At 68.7% G+C, this 24,166-nt stretch carries 25 protein-coding genes and 1 pseudogene; 16 read left to right on the top strand and 10 right to left on the bottom strand.

Annotated features, from left to right (window positions below):
• The first annotated feature begins 103 nt into the window (after positions 1-103).
• The 4 genes from AB0H76_RS32215 (at position 104) to AB0H76_RS32200 (ending at position 4,514) form a co-directional block, all read left to right on the top strand.
• Entirely contained in the window at positions 104-1,180 is a 1,077-nt protein-coding gene (locus tag AB0H76_RS32215) for a substrate-binding domain-containing protein (RefSeq protein WP_357330795.1), read from the top strand.
• A gap of 123 nt (positions 1,181-1,303) precedes the next feature.
• Positions 1,304-2,077, top strand: coding sequence for an ATP-binding cassette domain-containing protein (locus tag AB0H76_RS32210; protein ID WP_357330794.1), 774 nt, complete (start codon positions 1,304-1,306; stop codon positions 2,075-2,077).
• Positions 2,074-3,315 carry an ABC transporter permease gene (locus tag AB0H76_RS32205; RefSeq protein WP_357330793.1) on the top strand — a complete coding sequence of 414 codons (1,242 nt, stop codon included), beginning with the start codon at positions 2,074-2,076 and terminating at the stop codon, positions 3,313-3,315. Before AB0H76_RS32210 ends, AB0H76_RS32205 begins: the two co-directional genes overlap by 4 nt.
• A gap of 20 nt (positions 3,316-3,335) precedes the next feature.
• Complete coding sequence (locus tag AB0H76_RS32200) at positions 3,336-4,514, top strand: ROK family protein (protein ID WP_357330792.1); 1,179 nt, start codon at positions 3,336-3,338, stop codon at positions 4,512-4,514.
• Here AB0H76_RS32200 and AB0H76_RS32195 read toward each other — a convergent pair.
• A complete protein-coding gene (locus AB0H76_RS32195) occupies positions 4,511-5,410 on the bottom strand; it encodes a bile acid:sodium symporter family protein (RefSeq protein WP_357330791.1) in 900 nt (299 codons plus the stop codon). The genes AB0H76_RS32200 and AB0H76_RS32195 overlap by 4 nt on opposite strands.
• Positions 5,411-5,655: 245 nt before the next feature.
• Here AB0H76_RS32195 and AB0H76_RS32190 point away from each other — a divergent pair, with 245 nt between their 5' ends.
• Entirely contained in the window at positions 5,656-6,042 is a 387-nt protein-coding gene (locus AB0H76_RS32190; RefSeq protein ID WP_357330790.1) for a hypothetical protein, read from the top strand.
• Positions 6,043-6,091: 49 nt separating this feature from the next.
• Here AB0H76_RS32190 and AB0H76_RS32185 read toward each other — a convergent pair whose 3' ends face one another.
• Positions 6,092-6,613 carry a CGNR zinc finger domain-containing protein gene (locus AB0H76_RS32185; RefSeq protein ID WP_357330789.1) on the bottom strand — a complete coding sequence of 174 codons (522 nt, stop codon included), beginning with the start codon at positions 6,611-6,613 and terminating at the stop codon, positions 6,092-6,094.
• A gap of 25 nt (positions 6,614-6,638) precedes the next feature.
• On the opposite strand from AB0H76_RS32185, the gene AB0H76_RS32180 reads away from it, so the two are divergent.
• A complete protein-coding gene (locus AB0H76_RS32180; RefSeq protein WP_357330788.1) occupies positions 6,639-6,806 on the top strand; it encodes a hypothetical protein in 168 nt (55 codons plus the stop codon).
• Here AB0H76_RS32180 and AB0H76_RS32175 read toward each other — a convergent pair.
• Both AB0H76_RS32175 and AB0H76_RS32170 read right to left on the bottom strand, forming a co-directional pair.
• Positions 6,803-8,092: a diguanylate cyclase gene (locus AB0H76_RS32175; RefSeq protein ID WP_357330787.1), complete on the bottom strand. Its 1,290-nt coding sequence runs from the start codon at positions 8,090-8,092 to the stop codon at positions 6,803-6,805. The genes AB0H76_RS32180 and AB0H76_RS32175 overlap by 4 nt on opposite strands.
• 25 nt (positions 8,093-8,117) lie before the next feature.
• The gene (locus AB0H76_RS32170; protein ID WP_357330786.1) at positions 8,118-8,927 is read right to left on the bottom strand and encodes an SAM-dependent methyltransferase; all 810 of its coding nucleotides are present in this window, start codon (positions 8,925-8,927) and stop codon (positions 8,118-8,120) included.
• 330 nt (positions 8,928-9,257) lie between these two features.
• Between AB0H76_RS32170 and AB0H76_RS32165 the strand changes: the two genes are divergently transcribed.
• Positions 9,258-10,166 (top strand): cation diffusion facilitator family transporter, encoded by a 909-nt coding sequence (locus AB0H76_RS32165; RefSeq protein ID WP_357330785.1) that lies wholly within the window; start codon positions 9,258-9,260, stop codon positions 10,164-10,166.
• On the opposite strand, the gene AB0H76_RS32160 is transcribed toward AB0H76_RS32165, so the two are convergent.
• On the bottom strand, positions 10,163-10,819 hold the full coding sequence (locus tag AB0H76_RS32160) for a TetR family transcriptional regulator (protein WP_357330784.1): 657 nt from the start codon (positions 10,817-10,819) through the stop codon (positions 10,163-10,165). The genes AB0H76_RS32165 and AB0H76_RS32160 overlap by 4 nt on opposite strands.
• A gap of 100 nt (positions 10,820-10,919) precedes the next feature.
• On the opposite strand from AB0H76_RS32160, the gene AB0H76_RS32155 reads away from it, so the two are divergent.
• From AB0H76_RS32155 to AB0H76_RS32145, 3 genes are all read left to right on the top strand, one after another.
• Positions 10,920-12,383, top strand: a complete 1,464-nt coding sequence (locus tag AB0H76_RS32155; protein ID WP_357330783.1) for a cytochrome P450 — start codon at positions 10,920-10,922, stop codon at positions 12,381-12,383.
• Complete coding sequence (locus tag AB0H76_RS32150; protein WP_357330782.1) at positions 12,380-12,568, top strand: ferredoxin; 189 nt, start codon at positions 12,380-12,382, stop codon at positions 12,566-12,568. The genes AB0H76_RS32155 and AB0H76_RS32150 overlap by 4 nt, the downstream gene beginning before the upstream one ends.
• Positions 12,569-12,660: 92 nt before the next feature.
• Positions 12,661-13,929, top strand: a complete 1,269-nt coding sequence (locus AB0H76_RS32145; RefSeq protein ID WP_357330781.1) for a hypothetical protein — start codon at positions 12,661-12,663, stop codon at positions 13,927-13,929.
• Here AB0H76_RS32145 and AB0H76_RS32140 read toward each other — a convergent pair whose 3' ends face one another.
• Positions 13,930-14,265, bottom strand: coding sequence for a DUF5994 family protein (locus AB0H76_RS32140; RefSeq protein WP_357330780.1), 336 nt, complete (start codon positions 14,263-14,265; stop codon positions 13,930-13,932). It abuts the gene before it with no gap.
• A 299-nt stretch (positions 14,266-14,564) separates the two neighbouring features.
• Here AB0H76_RS32140 and AB0H76_RS32135 point away from each other — a divergent pair, with 299 nt between their 5' ends.
• Both AB0H76_RS32135 and AB0H76_RS32130 read left to right on the top strand, forming a co-directional pair.
• Positions 14,565-15,848 carry an acyl-CoA desaturase gene (locus tag AB0H76_RS32135; protein WP_357330779.1) on the top strand — a complete coding sequence of 428 codons (1,284 nt, stop codon included), beginning with the start codon at positions 14,565-14,567 and terminating at the stop codon, positions 15,846-15,848.
• 336 nt (positions 15,849-16,184) lie between these two features.
• Positions 16,185-17,114 carry a phosphatidylinositol mannoside acyltransferase gene (locus AB0H76_RS32130; protein ID WP_357330778.1) on the top strand — a complete coding sequence of 310 codons (930 nt, stop codon included), beginning with the start codon at positions 16,185-16,187 and terminating at the stop codon, positions 17,112-17,114.
• 3 nt (positions 17,115-17,117) lie between these two features.
• Here the strand turns inward: AB0H76_RS32130 and AB0H76_RS32125 are convergent, their stop codons facing one another.
• Positions 17,118-17,894: a DUF72 domain-containing protein gene (locus tag AB0H76_RS32125; protein ID WP_357330777.1), complete on the bottom strand. Its 777-nt coding sequence runs from the start codon at positions 17,892-17,894 to the stop codon at positions 17,118-17,120.
• A 177-nt stretch (positions 17,895-18,071) separates the two neighbouring features.
• Between AB0H76_RS32125 and AB0H76_RS32120 the strand changes: the two genes are divergently transcribed.
• From AB0H76_RS32120 to AB0H76_RS32110, 3 genes and pseudogenes are all read left to right on the top strand, one after another.
• Positions 18,072-18,743: a PAS and ANTAR domain-containing protein gene (locus tag AB0H76_RS32120; RefSeq protein ID WP_357330938.1), complete on the top strand. Its 672-nt coding sequence runs from the start codon at positions 18,072-18,074 to the stop codon at positions 18,741-18,743.
• Positions 18,744-18,817: 74 nt separating this feature from the next.
• A pseudogene (locus AB0H76_RS32115) lies at positions 18,818-18,961 on the top strand (ANTAR domain-containing protein); the annotation flags it as partial.
• Positions 18,962-19,071: 110 nt separating this feature from the next.
• A complete protein-coding gene (locus AB0H76_RS32110; protein WP_357330776.1) occupies positions 19,072-19,740 on the top strand; it encodes a S1 family peptidase in 669 nt (222 codons plus the stop codon).
• Positions 19,741-19,795: 55 nt separating this feature from the next.
• Here AB0H76_RS32110 and AB0H76_RS32105 read toward each other — a convergent pair whose 3' ends face one another.
• A complete protein-coding gene (locus tag AB0H76_RS32105) occupies positions 19,796-20,002 on the bottom strand; it encodes a CsbD family protein (protein WP_357330775.1) in 207 nt (68 codons plus the stop codon).
• Between the two features lie 169 nt (positions 20,003-20,171).
• Complete coding sequence (locus AB0H76_RS32100) at positions 20,172-21,200, bottom strand: crotonase/enoyl-CoA hydratase family protein (RefSeq protein WP_357330774.1); 1,029 nt, start codon at positions 21,198-21,200, stop codon at positions 20,172-20,174.
• Positions 21,201-21,272: 72 nt separating this feature from the next.
• Between AB0H76_RS32100 and AB0H76_RS32095 the strand changes: the two genes are divergently transcribed.
• Entirely contained in the window at positions 21,273-22,904 is a 1,632-nt protein-coding gene (locus AB0H76_RS32095) for an acyl-CoA dehydrogenase family protein (RefSeq protein ID WP_357330773.1), read from the top strand.
• Here AB0H76_RS32095 and AB0H76_RS32090 read toward each other — a convergent pair.
• On the bottom strand, positions 22,901-23,617 hold the full coding sequence (locus tag AB0H76_RS32090; RefSeq protein WP_357330772.1) for a PaaX family transcriptional regulator C-terminal domain-containing protein: 717 nt from the start codon (positions 23,615-23,617) through the stop codon (positions 22,901-22,903). The two genes, AB0H76_RS32095 and AB0H76_RS32090, sit on opposite strands and share 4 nt — an antisense overlap.
• Positions 23,618-24,166: the final 549 nt, after the last annotated feature.

The following is a 24,166-nucleotide window of genomic DNA, read 5'->3' as shown; positions in this document are numbered from 1 at the left end:
GAATTGGTTGTGCGCCAGGTCACAGTGGAATATGTTGCAGCGAACAACATTCGCTCGACTCGACCGTCCCGGGGTTGCCCGGAGGTCCGATGAAAGGCCCACCATGCGCAAGGGCATTCTCACCATCACCGCTGTTTCGGCCGCGCTGCTCACCTCACTGACCGGCTGTGGCGACGACGAGGGCAGCACGGGTTCCGGCGCCGAGATCGGGGTGATCCTGCCGGACAGCAAGACTTCCGCGCGCTGGGAAACCGCCGACCGGAAGTACCTGCAGGAGGCGTTCGACAAGGCGGGGGTGAAGGCCGACATCCAGAACGCGCAGGGCGACAAGGGCGCGTTCCAGACCATCGCCGACCAGATGATCACCAACGGCGCGAAGGTCCTGCTGATCACCAACCTGGACAGCGGCACCGGCAAGGCCGTCATCGAGAAGGCCCGCTCGCAGGGCGTCACCGTCGTCGACTACGACCGGCTCACCCTCGGCGGCAACGCGGCGTACTACGTCTCCTTCGACAATGTGAAGGTGGGCAACCTGATCGGCGAGGGCCTGGTCAAGTGCCTGACCGACAAGAACGCGCAGAAGCCGGTCGTCGCGTACCTGAACGGCGGCCCGACCGACAACAACGCCACGCTGTTCCGCAGCGGCTACGACGGCGTCCTGAAGCCGAAGTTCGACTCGGGTGATTTCCTGAAGGGCCCGGACCAGGCCGTGCCGGAGTGGGACAACACCAAGGCGGGCACCATCTTCGAGCAGATGCTGACCGGCACCCCGAATCTCGGCGGCGTGGCCGCGGCCAACGACGGCATGGCCAACGCGGCCATCGCGGTGCTGAAGAAGCAGAAGCTGAACGGGCAGGTCCCGGTCACCGGCCAGGACGCCACGGTGCAGGGCCTGCAGAACGTGCTCGCCGGTGACCAGTGCATGACGGTGTACAAGGCGATCAAGCAGGAAGCCGCCGCGGCCGCGGAACTGGCGATCGCGCTGACCAAGGGCGAGAAGGGCACCACCAACGGCACGGTGGCGGACCCGGAATCCAAGAAGGACGTGCCCTCGGTGCTGCTCGAGCCCAAGCCGATCTACAAGGCCAACGTCAAGGACGTGATCGCCGACGGCTACGTCTCCAAGAGCGAGCTGTGCACCGGCGACGTCGCGAAACTCTGCGCGGACAACGGAATCTGACGCACCCACCGCACCACGCTCCTTCCGCGGTTTCGATGAGGGGACCGCGGAAGGGGCTGCGTTTACCCGCCCCGTCGGCTCCGCAAGCTCCGCCGACTGCCATCCCCCCCAGGGAGTTTCCGAATGACAAACCCCCCGATCGTCGAATTACGGGGTATCGACAAAAGTTTCGGCGCGGTCCAAGTGCTGCACGACGTGGCCTTCACCGCGCACGCGGGTGAGGTGACCGCGCTCGTCGGCGACAACGGCGCGGGCAAATCGACGCTGGTGAAATGCATCGGCGGCACCCACCCCATCGACGCGGGCGAGTTCCTGTTCGAGGGATCCCCGGTGCACGTGCACAGCCCCCGCGACGCGGCCGCGCTCGGCATCGAGATCGTCTACCAGGACCTCGCGCTCTGCGACAACCTCGACATCGTGCAGAACATGTTCCTCGGGCGGGAGCGCCGGCACGGGCTGGTCCTCGACGAGTACGGCATGGAGGAGCTGGCCGGAAAGACACTGGCGGGCTTGTCGGTGCGCACGGTGAAGTCGGTGCGCCAGCAGGTGTCCAGCCTGTCCGGCGGCCAGCGCCAGACCGTCGCCATCGCCAAGGCCGTGCTCTGGAACAGCAAGGTCGTGATCCTGGACGAGCCGACCGCCGCGCTCGGCGTCGCCCAGACCCAGCAGGTGCTCGAACTGGTCCGCACCCTGGCCGACCGCGGCCTGGCCGTCGTGCTCATCTCGCACAACATGAACGACGTCTTCGCGGTCTCCGACCGGATCGCCGCGCTGTACCTGGGCCACATGGCCGCCCAGGTGCGGACCTCCGATGTCACCCACGCCCAGATCGTCGAACTGATCACCGCCGGCCGCAGCGGCGAACTCGGCTTGAGCACGAACGGAGCCGGCCGATGAGCGTGGCGCTCACCAAAGAACCCGCGGCCAAAACTGCGCCGTTCACCGACCTGGTGAACTCCTACGTCGTCCGGGTGCGCAGCGGCGACATGGGCGCACTGCCGTCGGTGATCGCGCTGATCGTGCTGTCGGTGATCTTCTCCGTCGCTCGCCCGGTCTTCCTGACCCAGGCCAACTTCGCGAACCTGTTCACTCAGGGCGCGGCGATCGCGGTGATCGCGATGGGCCTGATCTTCGTGCTGCTGCTCGGCGAGATCGACCTCTCGGCCGGGTTCACCAGTGGCGTCTGCGCGGCGGTGCTGGCGGTGCTGCTCACCGACAAGGGCTGGCCCTGGTACGCGGCCGTGGTCGCCGCGCTGCTGACCGGTGTCGCGATCGGCTTGACGATCGGCGCGGTCGTGGTGCGGATCGGGATCCCGTCGTTCGTGGTCACCCTCGCGGCGTTCCTGGCGTTGCAGGGCGTCGCGCTGAAGATCATGGACAACGGGCGCAATATCTCGATCGCCGACCCGACCATCGTGGCGATCGCCAACAAGAACGTCCCGCCGCTGCTCGGGTGGGTGATGTACGCGATCCTGCTGGCCGGGTTCGCGGTCATCCAGTTCCGGAAGCTGCGGGCCCGCACCAAACTCGGGCTCACCGGCGAGACGCTGCCGGTGATCGCGCTGCGGATCGCGGCGGTCGCGCTCGTGGTCGGCATCGTCGTGGGCGTGCTCAACGACGAACGCAGCCGCAACCCGGTGATGAACTCGTTGCAGGGCATGCCGATCGTGGTGCCGCTGATCGCGGCGCTGCTGCTGCTGTGGACATTCGTGCTGCGCCGCACCGCGTTCGGACGCCACATCTACGCGGTCGGCGGGAACGCCGAGGCCGCCCGCCGGGCCGGCATCAATGTGGACCGCATCAAGATCACCGCGTTCGTGCTGTGCTCGACCATGGCGGCGGTCGGCGGTCTGATCGCCGCGTCGCGCGCCAACTCCGTCGACCCCAATACCGGCGGCAGCGATGTGCTGCTCACCGCGGTGGGCGCGGCCGTCATCGGCGGTACCAGCCTGTTCGGCGGGCGCGGGCGGATGCTGGACGCGGTACTCGGCGCCGCCGTGGTGGCGGTGATCAACAACGGCATGGGGCTGATGGGCTTCAGTGCTGGTACGAAATTCGTTGTGACAGGATTCGTGCTGCTGTTGGCCGCGGGCGTGGACGCGTTGTCGCGCAAGCGGGCGCAATCCCACAGTTAGGGAGAGGGGGGACGATCACCATGCGAGCGGCCCCCTCACCGGAGGAGATCCGGCGGCGCAATCTGGCGGTGCTGCTGCGCCACATCCATCGCGGCGGCCCGATGTCACGGGCCGTGCTGGCCGAGCGAATGGGCTTGAACCGCAGCACCATCCTGGCCCTGACCGCCGATCTTGCGGCGGCCGGACTGGTCAGCGAAGAACTGCCCGGCCAGACCGGTAAAGCGGGCCGCCCCTCTTTGGTGGTGCGCCCGTCCGAGCAGGTCTATGTGGTGGCCCTCGACGTCGGCGCGGACCGGCTGGTCGCGGGCCGGGTCGGGCTCGGCGGCGCGGTGCTCGAGCGCGTCGAGACTCCGCGCACCAGTCGCGCTTTCGATCCGGACGAGGTGATCGCCGCGCTGGCGCGGATGGCGCGCACCATGATCGAGAGCGCCGGGCCGGACTCGCGCTGCGCCGGGGTCGGCGTCGCGTTCTGCGGGATGGTCCGCCAGTCCGACGGCGTGGTGCGCTACGGACCGAACATCGGCTGGGTCGACGTCCCCATCGGCGCGCTGCTGTCCGAGGAACTCGGCCTGGCGGTGGTGGTCGGCAACAACGCCAATCTCGGCGCGCTCGCCGAGCGGGAACGCGGCGTCGGCGTGGACGTCGAGAACCTGATCTATTTGCACGGCGATATCGGTATCGGCGGCGGAATCATCCTGGGCGGCAATCTGATCGGCGGCGAGGGCGGCTACGGCGGCGAGGTCGGTCACATGATCGTGAACCCCGGCGGGCGGCCCTGCGCCTGCGGGTCGCGCGGCTGTCTGGAGGCCGAGGCGGGCGAGCTCGCCCTGATCGCGGCGGCCGGGCGCACCGATCCGCCGGGCCGGGCGGTGGTCGAGGCGATCGTGGAAGCCGCCGCGCGCGGCGACATCCGCGCCCGCGACGCCCTGCACCAGGTGGGGGACTGGCTCGGGTACGGCGTGGCCAATCTGGTCAACATCTTCAATCCGTCGGTGGTGGTGTTCGGTGGCGTGCTGCGCGAGGTCTACCTGGCCTCCGCCGCGCAGGTCCGCAGCCGGCTCGCGGTCGACGGACTGCTCGCGCTGCGCGAGCGGGTCCGGTTGCGCACCTCGGCGCTGGCCGCCGACGCCACCCTGCTCGGCGCCGCCGAACTGGCCTTCACCGACCTGCTCACCGATCCGCTGCGGTCACCGGTCTAGCCGCTCTCCCGAATCGGGTCGGCCGCCATCACGGCCTGGGTCCGGGAGCGCCGGGCCATCAGCAGGCCCGCACCGAGCGCCAGCGGCGCCATCGCCACGCCGTAGACCCCGGCCGGCACCGCCATCCGCACGTCGTCGAGCAGGCTGATCGCGATCGTCATCGCCAGCGTGCTGTTGTGGATGCCGACCTCCATCGAGCAGGCGATCGCCTGCTCGTGCCGCACGCCTGCGATTGTGGGCGCCCAGTAACCGATCACCAGGCTGGCGACGGCGAACAGCACCATCACCAGGCCGACCTGGAGCACGTAGTCCAGGATGTTCGCGCGCTCGGCGATCAGTGCGGCCACCGTGATCAGGGCCAGGAACACCAGCGATCCGATCCGCACCGGGCGGTCCATCGCGTGCGCGAACCGCGGCGCCCACCGCCGGGTCAGCATGCCCGCGACCACCGGCACCAGCACGATCAGGAATACCTGCAGCACCTTGCCGAACTGCAATCCGAGCCCGCCCGCGCCGGCGGGTGCGAAATACTCCAGCGCGAAGTTGGTGACCAAGGGCAACGTCACCACCGCGATCACCGAATTCACCGCCGTCAGCGTGACATTCAACGCGACATCGCCGTGGAACAGATGGCTCAGCAGATTCGCCGTCGCGCCGCCGGGGGAGGCGGCCAGCAGCAGCACCCCGACCGCCAATTGCGGCGCCAGGCCCAGCAGTTGCACCAGGCCGAAGGCGATCAGCGGCAGCACCACGAGCTGGCAGCTCAGCGCCACCACCACGGCTTTCGGGTATTTCACGACGCGGGCGAAATCCGCCACGCGCAGGGCCAAGCCGAGTCCGAACATGATGAGTGCCAGCGCGATCGGAAGCGCGACGGTGACAGGCCAGCCATCCATGCGGTCACCTCGTCAGGTCGAACGTGTCAACCACAGTAACCGGTGCCACACCTGTTACCGGAATTCATATGAATCAGGCTGCACGAGAACGTGTTTCAGCCGAGAAAATTGCGCCAAGATCAGCTGAGAGGGCGATACACTCATTTGCAGGCCAGTTCTCCTATGAATTCCCTCGAATCGGCCGCGAGCGCAATAAGCTAGACCGGGAGGCTCGGCCTCCCCCGGGCAGCAACCGGAGGTGCAAGATGATCGACAACACGTACGCAGGCGCGGGAGATACTGCCGATCCTCAGCAGCACCCAACCGGCAATCGCATGTGGACCGTCTCGGCGGTCGTCGTGCGCGACGAGGACTCCCGGCCGTGGAGTGGCGTGGTCGCCGCCGCGCACCTCGGTGACGCGGCCGAGCAACTCTGCGAATACCTACCCGAGCCCAATGGCGAAGGCGACTATTACCTTGTGGCGCAACAGGTGCCGCTGATCGGCCGCGGCCAGCGCGCGGCCACCATGGCGCGCCCGACCTGGGTCAGCGCGATCCGCCGCGACGACGACACCGGCGCGAAGACCTACGGCCGCTGGATCGTCGCCGACCAGCTGCCCGGCTTCCGCGCCGGCCAGCGCACCTCGATCTAGCTCGCCCGTTCACTGTGTGTGCCACGGCGCGGGCGGGGCCCCTGCGTGGTTACGCTGCGCTACCGCCTCCGGGGCCTGACCGCCCGCGCCGGTGCTCCGCCACATGAACCCGGTTGGAGCATCGGGTGGTACAGAACCGCCGCCGCCCATTGCGTGAGGTATCCACGAACACCCACGAACATCCCGGCCGCGCGCACCGCCCGATCCGGTCCGGTGCCGCGCAGTACAACTCCGCGAGGCCCATCGCCGTGTAGGCCTTGACGCGCTCGACCGTCGGCAGGTCGATCCGGGAGAAGTGCAGGTGCGGCTCGCGTCCGTCGTGGGTCGAGATGTAGGGCTCGCTGGTGGTCTCGGCCAGCAATCCGTTGAGCAGCTCGACCGAGGGCGCGTCGAAGGCCGCGTCGAGCCGGCGGATCCAGCGGCGCAACGCACCGACCTGTGCCGGGTCCAGCGCGCCGAGCGGTTTGTAGTCCGCGTCGTCCAGCAGCTGCTGCAAGTCGGTCTCGGGCGTCGAATTCACCAGCTGGGCGGCCAGTTCCGCGGCCGCGCCGCCGTAAGGGTTGAAATGCACTGACCCATTACATCAGGCTGGTGGCATGGAAACCAGCTGCCCCACCTGCCAGTGGCCTTCGCCGACCCTCGTCTCGGTACACGGATCGACCCGCTACCTGCGGTGCGTCTGCGGGCAATGGCTGATCAGCGAGCACGCCGCGGTCGTCGCGACCGCGGGCGGCAGCGATTTCCAGCTGGCCGAGGTGAATTAGTGGTGGCGCGCCTGCGGGCCGCCGCCGGCGGCCTTGTCGCGGTACATCGCGGTGTCGACGGTGTGCATCAGACCGTCGATATCGCGGGGCTTCTCCTCGGCGAACACCGTGCCGATGCTGGCGCCCACCGTCACCGGATGACCCGCCACCTCGATCGGCGCCGCCAGCGCCACCCGGATGCGCCCCGAGATCGCCGTGAGCTGGTGCTCGCCCTCGCATCGGTCGACCAGCACGATGAACTCGTCGCCGCCGATCCGGGCCGCCAGCCCGCCGGCCGGTTCGACGGCGGCGCGTAATCGCTGCGCCACATTGCGCAGCACCCGGTCACCGACCGTGTGCCCCCACTGATCGTTGATCTCCTTGAACCCGTCCAGGTCCAGATAGCAGACCCCCAGCGGCGCGGTGGCGTTGGCCAGCCGCTCGAAGAACAGCACCCGGTTCGGCAGACCGGTGAGATTGTCGTGATTGGCGTCGTGCCACAGCTGATTGGCCAGCTGCTTGCGCTCGGTCACGTCGACCGCGACGCCGATGAGGAAGCGGACCCGGCCGCTGACATCGCGCACCGCCGACATCGACAGGTCGATATAGGCGAAACCCCCGTCGGGGCGCACATGTTCGGTTTCCAACCGGAACCGATCGATCCGCCCGGCCAGCATCTGCTGCATCCGCTCGAAGGCGTAGCCGATGTTGTCCGGGCCGAGTAGTTCCGCCACCGAACGCCCCGGCATGAGTTCGGCCGGTAGGCCCAGCATCTCGGCGAAGGCGCGATTGACATCGAGCACCCGGCCCATGATGTCGAGGGTGCCGATGCCGACCGAGGCGCCCTCGAACACGGCCTGGAATCTGGCCTCGGACAATTGTCTTCGCGCGTCGGCGTCCTGCGCCGCGGCCAGCGCCGCCGCCAGGGTGGTCTCCTGCTCGCCCAGCGCCGCGCTGCGCAGCGCGGCGGTGAAGCCCGCCGCGAACTCGGCGGCGACGGTGATGGCCCGATCGCGCAGGCGCTCGTACTCGGGACCGGCGCGGCCCGGGCAGATCTCGGCGACCATGTCGCGGCAGATCACGCCGACGGATCGGCTGACCGCCACCGGATCCCGGTAGTTCGCGGCCACCAGCACGGCGGCCGCGTCGAAGGCGACCCGCGCGGCCGCCTCCTCGCGCAGGGTGGCGATGAGCACGTCGGCCAGATCGGCGAGCAGGGCCTCGATCTGGTTGCGGGTCAGGGTGGGTGCGACGACGCCGTCGAGCGCGTCGGCCCAGCGCACTGCCAGCTCACCCAACCCGCTCACCGTCCCCCTGCTACTCGAGCGGTGTTCAGCTCTTGCGGCCGACACCCGCCAGGCCCAGTGACCGGCCCGGTGCCTCGTGCTGATCGCGCTCGGACTCCGGCCGCCAGGCCGGCAGCTCGACGACTCCGGGTTCGACCAGGTCCCACCCATCGAACATAGTCTCGATACCCGCGCGGTCGCGGAAGTGGATACCGATTCGATTCTGATTTGCCGCGTTCGCGCCCAGCTGAGCGGCATCTTCCGGTCGCAGCGCGGAGGTCAGATGCGAAATCGCGGCATAGCTGCCGACCGGGACGGCACCGCGTAAGTCGGTGACCATATCGGCGGGCCGGTCGGCATCGGACAGCAGATGCAGCACCGCGACCAGCAGCAGGCCGACCGGCTGATCGAAATCGATCAGGCCCGCTTCGCGCACCTGGGCCAGCAGCACCTCGGGCTTGCGCAGGTCGGCCTCGGTGGCCGTAGCCCGGTCATTGCCCAGCAGGATGGCATTGGCGTGCGCGACGGCCACCGGATCGATGTCGACGTAGTGCACCCGAATCGCCGGATCGATGCTCTGCGCGACCTCGTGCACGTTGCCCGCGGTCGGGATACCGGACCCGATGTCGAGGAACTGCTTGATCCCGGCCTCGGCCATGAACCGCACCGCCCGGCGCAGGAACGCCCGGTTGCTCAGCGCCACCCGCGGCAGGTCGGGCACCAGCTTCTTGCCCATTTCGGCGGCCTGGCGGTCGATCTCGAAGTTGTGCGAGCCGCCCAGCAGGGCGTCGTACATGCGTGCCGGGCTTGCCTGTTGCATATCCACGCCTTCGGGCGCCCACGCCGGCCTATCCATTCCGTCAAACCCCTTGCCCTCATCCGAATGCCCCGAAAGGCAATGCTCGAATACTAATCGGCCGGGTGAATCCCGGTGCACCGCAGAAGATCACGATTGGGCACGGAGCAACCATTCGGATACTTCCCGAAAAGCAATAAATGCAGACATGCGCATGCCTGCACTTTCGGCTAGGGTGTGCCAGGAATCGTTGACAGGAAATGAGGGCGTTGGGTCATGGGTGGAGATCACTGCGGGCCGGAGCAGCCGGAGGGCACGGCCGCCGTCGCACCGGCGCCGTCCCATGATCACAGCAAAAGCGCTGATCACGGGCACAGTCACGATCACGGCGTGTCCGCCGACTCGGACCGGCGCTGGCTGGGTATCGCCCTCGCGCTGATCGCGTCGTTCATGGCGGTGGAGGTCGTGGTCGGCCTGCTCGCGCACTCGCTGGCGCTGATCTCCGATGCCGCGCACATGCTCACCGACGCCGCCTCGATCGTGCTCGCGCTCATTGCCATCGGCCTGGCCAAGCGCCCGGCCCGCGGCAAGTACACCTACGGCTACAAGCGCGCCGAGATCTTGTCCGCCCAGGCCAACGGCATCACGCTGCTGTTGCTCGCGGCCTGGTTCGTCTACGAGGGCATCCAGCGCCTGATCGACCCGCCCGATGTCGAGGGGCCGCTGGTGCTGATCACCGCGCTGTTCGGCATCGTGGTGAACATCATCGCCGCCTGGTGCATCAGCAAGGCCAACCGCAGCAGTCTCAATGTCGAGGGCGCGTTCCAGCACATCCTCAACGACCTCTACGCCTTCATCGGCACCGCCATCGCGGGTGCGGTGGTCTGGCTGGCGGGCTGGCCCCGGGCCGACGCGATCGCCGCCCTGGTGGTGGCCGCCCTCATGCTCAAGGCCGGGTGGGGCCTGGTGCGCGAATCCGGGCGCATCTTCCTCGAGGCCGCGCCGGCGAATCTCGACCCCGACGCCATCGGCACCCGCCTGGTCGGCATCCCGTACGTCAACGAGGTGCACGATCTGCACGTCTGGCTGATCACCTCGGGGCAGCCGTCGCTGTCCGCGCACGTCCTGGTCGACGACGGCGCGGACTGCCACGCGGTGCGCTCGGTGATCGAATCGGTGCTGCACGACGAGTTCCACCTGGAACACACCACGCTCCAGGTCGACCACTGCGGTGCGGCGGCGCTGCCCGCCGACGACCTGCACTGCGCCGACGCGCACGGGCCGGTGCACCGCTCCTAGCCGGCGCCGCCCAGCCGCGTGCCCACCTCGGGCAGTCGGTTGATCATGGCGATCGCGTAGTCGGCGAGCAGGTCGATCAGGGTGGGCCGGTCGACCGGCAGGTGCCCGTCGATCCAGGTGAGTACGAGCTCGGCCGCGCCGCCGGTGATCAACTGGGAGACCGCGGCGACGGCCGTGTCCTGGCCCTCGGGCAGATCCAGCACCAACCGGGTCTGCTCGATGATCACCTCGGCGACCCGGTGCATGCCCGCGAAGCGGGTGCGCATCAGGGCTTCGCTGCCGTAGGCCTGGGCGAAGACGAGTTTGGCCCGGCACGGGTCGTCGGTGAGGTCGGTGATGAGCGCGGCCACCCCGGCCCGGATCCGGTCGGCGGGCGTGCCGCCGGTCGCCGCGACGGCGGCCCGGGCTCGAGCCAGCGCCGAATCCTGGATCTGCACCAGCAATTCCGCGGCCAGGGTGTCCAGGTCGGGGAAGGCCTCGTAGAAGAAGCGCGGGCCGACGCGCGCCTGTTCGCAGAGCCCGCGCACCGTGAGCGCGGCCATGCCCTGGGTGCCGATGATGTCGAGCGCGGCAACGAGCAGCCGACGGCGGCGGTCCTCGCGGCGCTCTTCGGTGGAGGTGCCGCGGTAGGTGCCGGTGAATGCTCTGGTCACCCTGCCCAGCTTGGCACGGAAGATGTTGGGAAACAAATGTTTACGGAAACCTCTGTTTCCGATATGGTCGAGTGACTCGCATCACAAGAAGGGTGCAGACATGAGTCTTCTCGCGCCACCGGCATTCAACGACGTCTCCGGGGCCGTGCGCCAGGCCAGAGCCCAGGTGGCGGGCCGGGTCCAACGGGTCGGTGCCCGCCTGACCGATCGCTACCCCGCGCCGGTGCGCGCGCTGGCCGAGCCGCCGCCCGGTAGTGGATTGCGGCCGGTGCTCGGCAATTTCGGCCCACCGGGCATCGGTTACACGCTGAGCACACTGGCCGATCCGATCCCCTTCGCGCGCAAACGGTTCGAGCGGTTCGGCCCGGTGCAGTGGTTCGGGATCCTGGGCCGCAAGACTGTCACCATCGGCAGTCCGGCGGCGCTGGAAGCCGTCCTGCTGGACCGGGACAAGGTGTTCTCGGCGCAGCGCGGCTGGGAATTCCTGATCGGCCCGTTCTTCCACGGCGGGCTGCTGCTCCGCGATTTCGACGAGCACCTGTTCCATCGCCGGATCATGCAGCAGGCCTTCACCCGGCCGCGGCTGGTCGGCTATCTGGATCTGACCACGCCACGCCTGTCCCGCGGCGTCGCCGCCTGGCAGCCGAGCCGGAACTTCCACGCCTACAGCGCGATCAAGCAGTTGCTGCTGGAGCAGGCGACCGAGGTGTTCGCCGGCGCTCGGCTCGGGCCGGAGGGCGCCCGGCTGGCCCGCGCCTTCGAAGACGCGGTGGCGGGCGGCAAAGCCCTTGTCCGGATGGATATTCCGGGCGGCGTCTGGGCACGCGGCCTGCGTGGCCGCCGCCTGCTCGCCGACTACTTCCGGCGTGAACTGCCCGCCAAGCGGGCCGGTGCGGGCGCGGACCTGTTCAGCGTGCTCAGCCGGGCGACCACCGAGGACGGCCAGACCTTCACCGACGACGAAGTGGTCGAGCACATGATCTTCGTGATGATGGCCGCCCACGACACCAGCACCATCGCCGCGTCCATGCTGATGTACGAACTCGGCCGCCACCCCGAGTGGCAGGAGCGGCTACGCGCGGAATCGCTTGCACTGGGCAAGGACTCGCTCGACTACGCCGATCTGGACCGCCTGCCCGCCTTGGATCTGGCGTTCCGCGAGACCCTGCGGCTGTACGCGCCGGTCGCACAGCAGGCCCGCGAGACCATCGCCGACACCCATGTCCTCGACTACTACCTGCCCCGGGGCACGCTGCTCATGTGCGGCCCGTACTCGATGATGCACACCGACGAATACTGGCCGGCAGCACACCTTTTCGATCCGGAGCGCTTCGCGCCCGACCGTCGCGAGGACAAGACACACCGCTTCACCTGGGCCCCGTTCGGCGGCGGCGCGCACAAGTGCATCGGCCTCTACTTCGGCGGGATGACGGTGAAGGCCGTCCTGCACCAGGTGCTGCTGCGCTACCGCTGGACCGTCCCCGCCGATTACCGGGTGCCATTGGTGGCGGGCACGGGGCCGACACCGGCCGACGGCCTGCCCATCCGGCTGGAGCGCCTGTGAGAATCCTGGCCGACCGGGCCCGCTGCGAGGGGCACGGGATGTGTGAGGCACTGGCGCCCAACCTGTTTCGGATCGACGACGACGGCACGGTGGTACTGCTGTCCGAGGCCGTGGCCGCGGCGGACGAAGAGTTGATCGCGCTGGCGGTCGACAGCTGCCCGGTCCAGGCGTTGCGGCTCGACTGAGGCGGCCGCCGGGGCGCGGCACCGTGCCTCGCGCGCGCGGCTTTCGGTCGCAAATGAAGGGGATTCACCTCCGGCTCGGATAGCGTGAGCTGGTGCGACGCATCGCCGGTCCCTTGGAACTGGTCACGGCATTCGTTTCGGCCGTGATCGGTGGGCTGGCGCTCACGACACCGATCTCGCTGGCCTGGGCCGAGGGCACCTCCACCTTGCAGATGGAGCTGCTCGGCTACAGCATGCCCCGCGCCACCGCCATCGGCTGCGTCATGGCGGTGATGGTCGCGGTCTTCGTCAGCACCGCCGATTCGCCCCGGCTGGCCTGGTGGGTGTCCGCGGCCGGCGTCGTGATCCTGCTGGTCAACCATCTGCTCGGCAGCTTCGCCGCCGAGACGGCGCCGCTGACCACCCTGAACTATGTCGACTCACTCGGCGGCGGGATCCTGCTGGGCGGGGCGGCGGCGGCGGTGTCGCCCAGACTGCTGCCCACCATGGTGTTCACCCTCGGCGCGCTGCTCAGTCTGGCGGTGGGCGACGTCAGCGTCTCCGCGGCCGACGGCGGCGGCACGGCCCACAAATCGCCCGTGTTCGGGTTCATCGTCGGCTCGCCGCCGCTGTGGCTGATCTGGCCCACGGCCGCGCTGGCGGTGCTGTGCGCCCTGGGCGGCCGGCACGCGGACGACGTGGAAACGACGGTCGAGCTGCCGTTGCGGCCGATCCTGGCCGCCCTGGTGACCACGTCGGTACCGCTGCTCGGGTCGGAGTGGCTGACCCGGCACGGCAGCACCTTCCTCGACATCCTCCTGGTCGCGGCGGCCACGGTGGTGGCGGGCACGGTCGCGGCGCTGCTGCTGCCGGGCCGGGACGGCTTGCTGCTGCTGCAGGCCGTGGCGATCTCGGCCGTCGGCGGCGCGATCGTGTTCACCGCGGAGACGAACTGGCTGGTGCCGATGCTGGTCGGCGCGTGCGTGGCCGGGTTGTGGCTGGGCGCGAAGCTGTCGCTGCCGCCGCTGGGCATGGCCGCGATCGTCGCGCTGGCCGTGCTCGCCGTGCTGATCGGGGAGTCGCAGGGCGCCGTGCTGGCCGCCGCCGGGATCGCCCTGGCCGCGGTCACGGGATACTGCTTCACCGCGGCGCTGCCGGTGCACAGCGCGAGTCTGATGCTCGGTATCGCAATGCTTTTCGTGCCCGGCCTGGTGGTCGCGATGCACGGGCGGGTATTCCGGGAAACGGGGCGGGCCCGCATGTACGCCGAGCCCGGCTTGCTCTCCGATGTCACCCCCGGGGTGGCCGCGCTGCTGGTCGCGGTCGGCTGCGCCGGCTGTTTTCTCCTGGTGCGCCGACTACGGCGGCCCGAGACGAACTGATCAGCGGAACGGAATGCGGGGCCGGGAGGCCGGCGGAATCACCCGGAGCACGATCTTGGCGCCGTCGATCCCGAGGATGTGCACGATATTGCCCAGCTCGAAGCGCTGCGGGACCAATTGCACCGAACGCTCGCCCAGGCTCAGCATCCGCGGTGCGCCCAGTGCCCACCCGTGCGGGTGGTAGGCGACTCGCCAGGGCGTGCCCAGATGCGGCTTCAACTCCTGCAGGAGCAGGGGCAGTTCGGCGGTCAGATGCCGGGTCCGGGGCCACCACACCCCGTCTATCCCGCCGAACCGGGGCGGGGTAGGCGTGAATTTCACCTGCGCGGTATTCACAGAGGGCAGATGTTGACGGCCGCAGAGCAGCCGAAGATGGTTTGGCGCCACGGTACGGCTCCTTTATCCGACGTTCTCACCCTACACGTGGTTCATGATCACTTATTCGGCCGGTCCGGGTCCGCCGAATTGACTTCGGATACTCCTGGTTTCGCGGTCGGTGAACAAAAATTCCCGGCCGGGTACGCTGGTAACCAGTAGCCAGTGCTCACACTCCCCGGTCCAGTCCTCGCCGTACGGAGCGCCGCTTTTCTTCGGCATGACCACCGAGCTGCTCCATCGCCTGGAGGACTGGAAAAATGGCTATCACCGATGTCGCTGTCTACGCGCATCTCAGTGCGGCGGATATCGAGGCGCTCGGGCAGGAGCTGGATACCATTCGCCGCGATATCACCGAGCAGCGCGGCCCCGCCGACGCCGCCTATATTCGCCGTACGATCGCTGCCCAGCGCGGCCTGGACGCGGCGGCCCGGCTGCTGCTCCTGTGCGGCCGCGGCCGGACCGCGTGGCTGGCGGGTACCGCGGCGCTGGCGGTGGCCAAGAGCATCGAGAATATGGAGATCGCGCACAACGTCTGCCACGGCCAGTGGGATTGGATGAACGACCCCGAAATCCATTCCACCACCTGGGAGTGGGATATGGCCGGGCTGTCCAGCCAGTGGCGCTATTCGCACAACTACCGGCACCATGTGTACACCAATGTCCTGGGCCTGGACGAGGACATCGGGTACGGCGTCCTCCGGGTCACCAGAGACGAGCCGTGGCGGCCCCGCATGCTGCTGCAACCGTTCCAGAACTTGTTGCTGGCGGCGACCTTCGAATGGGGCATCGCACTGCACGACCTGTACTCCGAGCAGGAGCGCGTCGCGGACGAGTCGGCGAAGCGGGCGCACACCAGGGCGCTGCTGGCCAAGGTCGCCCGCCAGGCCGGCAAGGATTATCTGCTGTTCCCGGCACTGAGCGGGCGGCGCTGGAAACGCACACTCGCCGCCACCGTGACCGCCAATACGCTCCGCAATATCTGGGCCTATGTGGTCATCTTCTGCGGGCATTTTCCGGACGGGGCGGAGAAATTCACGCAGGCGGCTCTGCTGGACGAGACCAAGCCCGAGTGGTATTTACGTCAGATGCTCGGCACCGCGAATTTCGACGCCGGAAAAACGCTCGCCTTCATGAGCGGTAACCTGTGCTATCAGATCGAGCACCACGTGTTCCCGGATCTACCGAGCAACCGCTATGCCGAAATAGCGGTACGAGTGCGGGCACTGTGTGAAAAATACGATCTCCCCTATACCACCGGCTCCCTGTCGCATCAGTATCTGCTGACGCTGCGCACGATTCACAAATTGGCTTTTCCGGATTGGCTGCTCACCGCCACGTCCGACGACGCGCCGGAAACCGCCTCCGAGCGCAAGTTCGACGGCGCGGTCGAACCGCACACGGCGGGGCGCGGATTGCGGACCGCATTGCGCGAAACACGAAGACGCCGCGGTGGTTTGCGCCCGGTCGCCGCGCTGACGGCGACGCGCGTGTTCACGGGCATGTTTTCGCGATCGGGTTTCTCGCCGAACGCCGGTGGGTAATCTTCAGAAGTTGCCCTAGCCCCCGGTGACCCGCACAACAGCGCAGTTGGCTGCTGACCGCTGCGCCCGGGAGATCGCGAGGCAGCTATGTCCGGCCCGATTTCACAGTCCCCCTTCGGTCCCGCGGTCGGCGAGCCGCGCGCCCCGGTACGCGGGCTGCTGCTCGGCCTGTTTCGAATGTGGTTCGACGACAGCGATATTCGCGAGCGACGAATACCTTTCGCCGGTCACGAACCACCGCACCCGCGCGGGCGCGACGACAACTGACTCCGAACCGGTTCGCCACGCCGATCCGATCTGCGCCCCGATTTCCCCGTGCCCGGGAACAATCGAGGGGTGAATCTCAAGGAACGGACGGCGGATCTCGGCTACGCGGCGGGCTGGCGACTGGTACGCGCCCTGCCGGAACGCTGGGCGGTGTGGCTGTTCGACGCGGGCGCCGACTACGCGGCGCGCCGGGACGGGGGCCCGGAACAACTGCGGCGCAACCTCTCCCGCGTCCTCGGGGTCACTCCCGAGCAGGTGCCGCCGGAGCTGGTCCGCGCGAATCTCCGCTCCTACGCGCGGTATTGGCGCGAGGCCTTCCGCCTGTCCCGGATGGACCCGATCACGCTCGCCGGACGGATCGAGGATTCCGCGACCGGCACCGAGTACGTTCGCGCGGCCAAAGCCGCTGGGCGCGGCATCATTCTGGCGTTGCCGCACAGCGGCAACTGGGACCTCGCCGGAATCTGGGTGGTGCAGCGGATCGGCACGCCCACCGTCGTGGCCGAACGCCTGCGCCCGGAGTCGCTGTACCAGCGTTTCGTCCGGTTCCGCGAGGGCCTCGGCTTCGAACTCATCCCGCTGACCGGCGGCGAGGCGCCGCCCTTCGACCGGCTCGCCGATCGGCTGCGGGCCGGTCGCCTGGTCGGTCTGCTCGGCGAACGCGATATCGCGGGCACCGGCATCGCGGTCAGCTTCTTCGGCGAATCGGCCCGCATGCCCGCCGGGCCCGCCCGCTTGGCCATCGAGACCGGCGCGGACCTGCTCCCGGTGCACTGCTGGTTCACCCGGGACGGCTGGGGTTTCTCGGTCGGTGCGCCCATCGACACCTCCGGTGGGGTGGCCGTGGCCACCCAGCTGCTGGCCGACCGCTTCGCCGCGAACATCGCCGCGCACCCCGCCGACTGGCACATGCTCCAGCCGCTGTGGACCGCGGATTTCTCCCCGGCGCGGCAGGCGCGGATGCGGGCCCGCAGGCAGGCGGCCGGCATCCCCGAGTGAGCCTCAGAACAGCGTCATCGGCTCGGTCGGCTCGGGTTCGGGCAGCGGTTCCAGCTCGGGGACCAAGGCCCGCACTTCCGCGTGGAAGCGGCGGGCCAGCGGCAGCGAACTCGCGTTGTCGGGCGTGTGCAGGAACACGGTGGGGGAGCGGCCCTCGCGCAGCCAGCCGGTGACGGTCTCCAGCCACGGCTGCCAGCCCGCGATGGTGCGCTCCGGATCGTCGCGGCCGTGATACCGGACGACCGGAAACTCGGTGAGCGCCACCGCTCTTCGCGGCACCCGCGGCTTCTTCGACCGCGCCTCCTGCTCCGCGGCGCTCTGCGGCAGGCCGTCGAAAAGCAGTGTGGTGTCGAAGGTTACCCACTCCGCGCCGACCCGCCCGAGCACATATTCCAGCTGCCGCGCGGCCCGCTCGTCCTCGAAGAAGGCCGGGTGCCGGACCTCGACGGCCGCGTGCGAGGGCAGCAGCCGCAGGAATCCGGCCAGCGCGCCGAGCTCGTTCGGCCCGAAGGAGGCGGGCAATTGGACCCACCAGGCGTGCACCCGCGGACCGAGTGGCGCCATCGCGGTCACGAATTCCTGTAGCGCCGCCTCGGCTTCGACGAGCCGGCGTTCATGCGTGATCGGTTTCGGCAGCTTCACCAGGAACCGGAAATCCGGCCCGGTCTGCGCGGCCCAGGACCGCACGGTATCCAAGGCAGGCGTCGCGTAGAACGTCGTATTGCCCTCTACCGCAGTGCAATTACTCGCATAGACCCGCAGCGCCTCATTCGCGGGCAATTGCCCTTCCTGCCACGCCGCGTGTCTCCACATCGCACATCCCACGTGAAGCCGCATGGCAAAACGCTATCCGCCGGGCCGCGCGCCTCGAGATTGCGGGTCGGCCACAATCGCGCGCCGTGAAGTCCCAATGCCGCATGTCGGAGGGGCTCAGCGGATACTTGGTCGGTGACCGAGATCGGGCAGCTCGACCCAGACAGCGCCAGTGTTGTCGAACGCGTGATCGCGGGCCGCCCGCACAGCATCGGGAGCTTCCGCTTCCTGTTCGCCGATCAGCGCTGGGAGTGGTCCGACGAGGTGGCGCTGCTGCACGGCTACGAGCCGGGCACGGTCGTCCCGACCACCGCGCTGCTGCTGTCGCACAAGCATCCCGAGGATCGCGCCGAGGTGGCGCACACGCTCACCGCGGTGACCACCACCGGCGAGGCGTTCTGCTCGCGCCATCGCATCATCGACACCGCCGGTGAGATCCACGACGTGCTCGTCGTCGGCGATCAACTGCTGGACGACGACGGCGCGGTGATGGGTACCAGCGGTTACTACATCGACGTCACCCACACCCTGCTGGAGAACCGCCGCGCCACGCTCGACGAGGCGCTGCCGGATCTGATCGAGGCCCGCGCGGTGATCGAGCAGGCCAAGGGTGTGCTGATGCTGGTCTACGGGATCACCCCGGAGCAGGCGTTCAAGGTGCTGCAATGGCGTTCCCAGGAGACCAACGTCAAGCTACGGCGGGTGGCCGAGTTGCTGGTCGGGGCCATCGGCGGGCTCGGCGGCGCGCCGGTCGGCTTCCGGTCCCGGTTCGATCACCTGTTGCTCACCATGCACGAGGATCCCCGCCGGATTTAGGTACGTGTGTACCCGGGTTCCCTGGGTAGTGCACAGGTATGACTGGCGTGGACGGGGAACTGCTCGACCCGGAGGCCTCACGGGCGATCATCGAGCAGGCCAAGGGTGCGCTGATGCTGGTGTACGGCTTGACCGCGGAGCAAGCTTTCGACGTGCTGCGCAAGCGTTCCCAGGAGACCAACATCAAGTTGCGGGTCCTGGCGAGCAGACTGGTAGCGGAGTTACCGGAGATGTCGAGATCGCGGGCCGCGGTCGCGAATCTCCGGGTTCGGTTCGATCAAATGCTGCACCACGAGTTCCTTTGGATGACGTCGGAAGCGAGAGTGCGATGAACGAACGAGCCCGGCACCGATCACTCGGTGTGGCCGGTGTGGCCGCCGCGATCACCTTCGCCGCCGTGGGTACCGCGCAGGCGGCCGATCCGCCGATGGTGGGCGGTGGCTCCGGCATCATCGTCGACAGCCAGGCACAGTGCACGCTGACCACCGTCGGCTACGACCGCGGTGGTCGCCTGCTGGGCTTGACCGCGGGGCACTGTGGTCAGGCCGGCGCGAAGGTGGTGACCGAGGCGAACCCGAACTACGGCGTGGTCGGCCGGTTCGTCTACTCCAACCCGGAGCTGGACTACGCGCTCATCGAGTTCACGCTGGGCAAGATCAATCCGGTGGCGCGTGTGGGGGAAACGACGATCACCGGGATCGGCGCGCCGGCCCAGTTCCCGGCTGTCGTGTGCAAGAAGGGCCGGACCACCGGCACCAGCTGCGGCGTGGTGTGGGGCAATCTGCGGGCGGCCCACCACGAGACCTGGACCCAGCTGTGCGTGCTCGAAGGAGATTCGGGAGCGCCGGTGATGTCGGGCTCCACGCTGGTCGGCATGGTGAACGCCTACTTGGCGGTCGGCTGCCTCGGCCCGGAGGTGGGCACGAACATGAGTGCGATCAGCGCCGATCTCGAGGCTCGCGACGATGTCGGGGCCGGTTTCCACCCCATCCAGTAACCCTGGCACGGCTGTGGCGTGCGGACCGTCGTCCGCACGCCACGGTGGCCGTCGGCTAGCTCTTCTTGTCGGAGTGCAGCGCGTTCTTGGCCTTCTCGGCCAGGCCGCTGATGGAGTTCTTCACGTCTTCGAAGCCCTCCTTGACCTTCGCTTCGGCCTGCTCGACCTTGCCCTCGGATTCCATCCGGTCGTTACCGGCGGCGCGGCCCACGTTCTCCTTGGCCTTGCCCGTTGCTTCGTCGATCTTGTCTCCAAGAGACATCGAAGAACCTCCGATTCGTTTGCCGCGCCCGCGGTGGGCGCTTCTCCGATACTGCCTCGCGTCGCGTTAGCGCGCACTTGGCAAATATTGACGAGCAGATGCGTACAACGGTCAGAGGGGTAATTTGGCACGATGGCGGTCCGAAAGTGCCTGAATTGTTATCCCATGGCTACTGTTGCTCCGGCTTTTTGAACTGCCCGCGCTTCCAATCGCCGTACGGCTCGTCGCGCTCGCGCACCGCCTCCCGGAAGCCGGTGGTGGCCGCGCGCAGCTGGAAGGCGTAGCCCTCGCGGGTGTGGCGGGAGATGCCGTCGAACACGGTGCTGATCATCCCCGAGTTCTGCACGCCCTGGGCCAGCAGCGCGCTGTTGAGCGCGAGCTTGGCCATGATGAGCTGGTTGACCGGCATTCGCGCGATGCGCTCGAGCAGCGCCTCGGTGCGTGCGTCGAGTTCGTCGGCGGGCGGCGCCTCGATCGCCAAGCCCCACTCCTCGGCCTGCTTGCCGGACAGGCAGTCGCCGGTGAACAGCAGCCGCTTGGCGCGCTGATCGCCGAGCCGATGCGCCCACATGCCCGCCGCCGGGATGCCCCACACCCGGGTGGGCGGGTAGCCGATCTTGGTGTCGTCGGCGCAGATGATCTGGTCGGCGTACAGCGCGATATCGGTGCCGCCGGCCACCGCGAAACCGTGCAGCTTGGCCACGACCGGCTTGTTGGCGTAGAGCAGGCTGGCGAAGCCGCGGTTGAACCGGCTCATCATGGCGTAGTCGACCATGGGATCCCAAGTGCCCCAAGGATTGTGGTTGGCGGCCTGGATCGCGGGATCGAGCACGGTGCCGGTGGTGTCGTGCGCGCCGACGCCGAGGTCGAAGCTGTTCTCGGCGAAGATCGACAGGTCGTAGCCGCCGCAGAAACCCTTGCCCCGCCCCGAGACCACCATGACGTGCACGCGCGGATCCAGGTCGGCGCGTTCCACGGCGTGCGCCAGCTCGACCGGGGTGTCGGAGGTGATGGCGTTGCCGTGCTCGGGGCGGTTGAAGGTGATCCGCGCGATCCGGCCGTCGACCTCATAGGTGAGGGTGCGGTAGGTGACCTCGTTCTCGGGCGCGGGCCGCCCGGCCCAGGGCGCGTCGGGGCCCTCGGTGAGCCCCTCGTACCAGGCAGCGGGGCGGGTGCCGGAGTGCTTCTCGGAATCCATGCCGATCATGATATTACATACTTGTGCCGAGTGATCATGTATTGTAATACTGAGTCCGGCGTTAGGAGTTCCATGAGCACGCACGCGGTGACGAATCAGGTTCCGCCCCTTGTCGATTACGACGCGGCCGAGCAGCCGGTCATTCTGGAGGCGCTGGCCCGCGCGGATGCCGGGCACGTGCTCGACGAGCTGCGCGAGATCGGGCGGCTGGCCGGCAGCGCCGCGGCGCAGGAGCTGGGCGATCTGGCCGAAGCGCACCCGCCGGTCCTGAAGTCGCACGACCGGTACGGCAACCGGATCGACGAGGTCGTCTACGACCCCAGCTACCACCAGTTGATGACCCACGCCGTGCGCTTCGGCCTGCACGGTGCCGTCTGGGCTGACACCCGGCCCAGCCCGCACCTGACCCGGGCCGCGAAGCTGAGCGTGTGGGGGCCGGTCGACGCCGGGCACGGCTGCCCGATCTCCATGACCTACGCCGTGGTCCCCGCGCTGCGCGCGAACCCGGAACTGGCCGCGCGATACGAGCCGCTGCTTGGCGCCCGTGAATACGATCCGGGCCTGCGCGCGCCGCTGAGCAAGCGCGGGCTGATCGCGGGCATGTCGATGACCGAGAAGCAGGGTGGCTCCGATGTGCGGGCCAACACCACCGTCGCGGTGCCGCAGGCCGACGGCAGCTATCGGATCACCGGGCACAAGTGGTTCACCTCGGCCCCGATGTCGGATCTGTTCCTCACCCTCGCGCAGGCGCCCGGCGGGCTGTCCTGCTTCCTGGTGCCGCGGGTGCTGCCCGACGGGTCGCGCAATCCCTTCGCGCTGCAACGGCTCAAGGACAAGCTCGGCAACCGCTCCAACGCCAGCAGCGAGGTCGAATACGACAACACGCTCGGCTGGCTGGTCGGTCCCGAGGGCCGGGGTGTGCCGACCATCATCGAGATGGTCAACCTGACCCGGCTCGACTGCACCCTCGGCGCCGCCACCGCCATGCGCACCGGCGTGGCTCAGGCCGCGCACCACGCGGCGCACCGGAGGGCGTTCGGCGCGAGCCTGTCCGAGCAGCCGCTGATGCGCAACGTGCTGGCCGATCTGGCGATCGAGGCCGAGGGTGCGAGCACCGTGGCGCTGTGGCTGGCCGATCTCACCGACCGGGCGGTGGCGGGCGCGGACGGCGCCGATCCGCTGCGCCGCATCGCGCTGGCGGTCAGCAAGTACTACGTCTGCAAGCGCGGGCCGATCCATGCCGCCGAGGCGCTGGAGTGCCTGGGCGGCAACGGATATGTCGAGGAGTCGCGGATGCCGCGGCTGTACCGGGAGGCGCCGCTGCTCTCGATCTGGGAGGGCTCCGGCAATGTCGCCGCGCTGGATACCCTGCGCGCCATGGCCAAACAGCCGGAAACGCTGACCGCCTTCTTCGACGAGGTCAAACAATCGGCGGGCGCCGATCGCCACCTCGACGCGGCGATCGCCCGCCTGGAAGGGCAGTTCGCCGACTTCGACACCATCCAGCACCGCGCCCGGCGCGTGGTCGGCGACATGGCGCAGATCTTGCAGGCCGCGCTGCTGGTCCGGTACGGCCACCCGGCGGTCGCCGACGCGTACACGGTCAGCCGGCTCGGCGGCGAGCACGGCGATGTCTTCGGCACGCTGCCCACCGGCCTGGACCTCGCCGCGATCCTGGAGCGGGCGACGCCCAAGCTCGGCTAGGAGACGAAGTTCCGCTCCGCGAAGGCGATGAATTCGGTGCGGAACGCCTCGTATTCGGCGCGCAGCTGGGGGCCCGGCCAGTTCGCGGGTAGCAGTGGTTCGGGCAGCAGCGGGTCGTCGAGGATGTGCCGCACCGCGGCGGCCGCGACCTCGAAGCGGTCCGCCATCGTCCGCGCGGACTCGAACGCGCGCAGCAGGCGTTCCGCGTCCCGGGCCCAGACCTTCGGCCCGAACAGGGATTCCGCGAGCTTGGCCGGGTTGCCCTGCGGCTCGGCGGTGAAGCGCGCGATGCGCCGGGTGGCGTCGCGGCCGAGGGCGATCTCGATGTTGTCCGGCCGGGTCCACACCCCCTCACGCAACTCGGCGAGCTTGCCGGCCCGCATGGTGTCGCGGAAGGCGATGCGCGCGCTGGCCTCGTCGCCGACGGCGGTCACCACCGCCATGTACCACCGGCCGTCCCACTCCTTCTCGACCGGGCGCAGCGCGGCGTCCTGGCGGCGCTGACGCTCGATCAGGCGGCGCGACAGCTTGTAGACGCTGTTCGCGCGTTCCAGATCCCCGGCCGCCACCATCCGGGTCAGCGCGACCCGCACGGCGGACTGCTGCAGGCCCAGCTCCTCGGCCACCGTCACGATCCAGCTGACCGGCGCCTCGGCCGGGTGCGCCCCGAGCAGCGCGCTCAAAATCGCCGACCGGGCGGTCAGCTTTCGCATGCGCACCGCTAGCGACGGCTTGCGGGTCGCTCGAAACCGCCGGTATAGCGACTGCTTGCTGGTCGCTCGAAAGGGTCAGCCACTGTCGTCCACCTCGTCCGGGAAAGCGGGCCGGGGCACCGGCCAGCGGGAAATTCTACAGAGCTGCACCGATGCCGGCGTTCCCCTATCGGCGTGGTGACCCGGGAATGTGCGGGTGCGTTGCTGGCGCCGGTCCGGCGGGGGGTGCCGGGGAGCGCCGTCCGGTACCGGCCCCGGCGATCTCGGCCGCATCGGCATATGGCAATCTGGGACGCATCATTTACCTTGCTGCCCAGGGGCTTTCGATCAGACTTCATTTCACTTCCGAATTATGGGAAGTGTCCGCAATGCGCTGCCGTGATAGGCGTTCCGGATATCGCAGCACACCGTGTGTCGTCGCGCGCCACGCCGAGTTTGGCGTGCCATTGGCAAATCAACGGTTTCGCAGTCGGCGGCCATCGACTAAGAATGCTTGGGTGCCGAACCCAACCGCGACTACAAGTCTCCCCCCGAGCGTCCGCAGTGGGG

The organism is Nocardia sp. NPDC050712, from assembly GCF_040654295.1.
Classification (GTDB): Bacteria; Actinomycetota; Actinomycetes; order Mycobacteriales; family Mycobacteriaceae; genus Nocardia.
The sequence above is the reverse complement of the archived record's forward strand: the minus strand, read 5'-3'. Positions and strand labels throughout refer to the sequence as shown.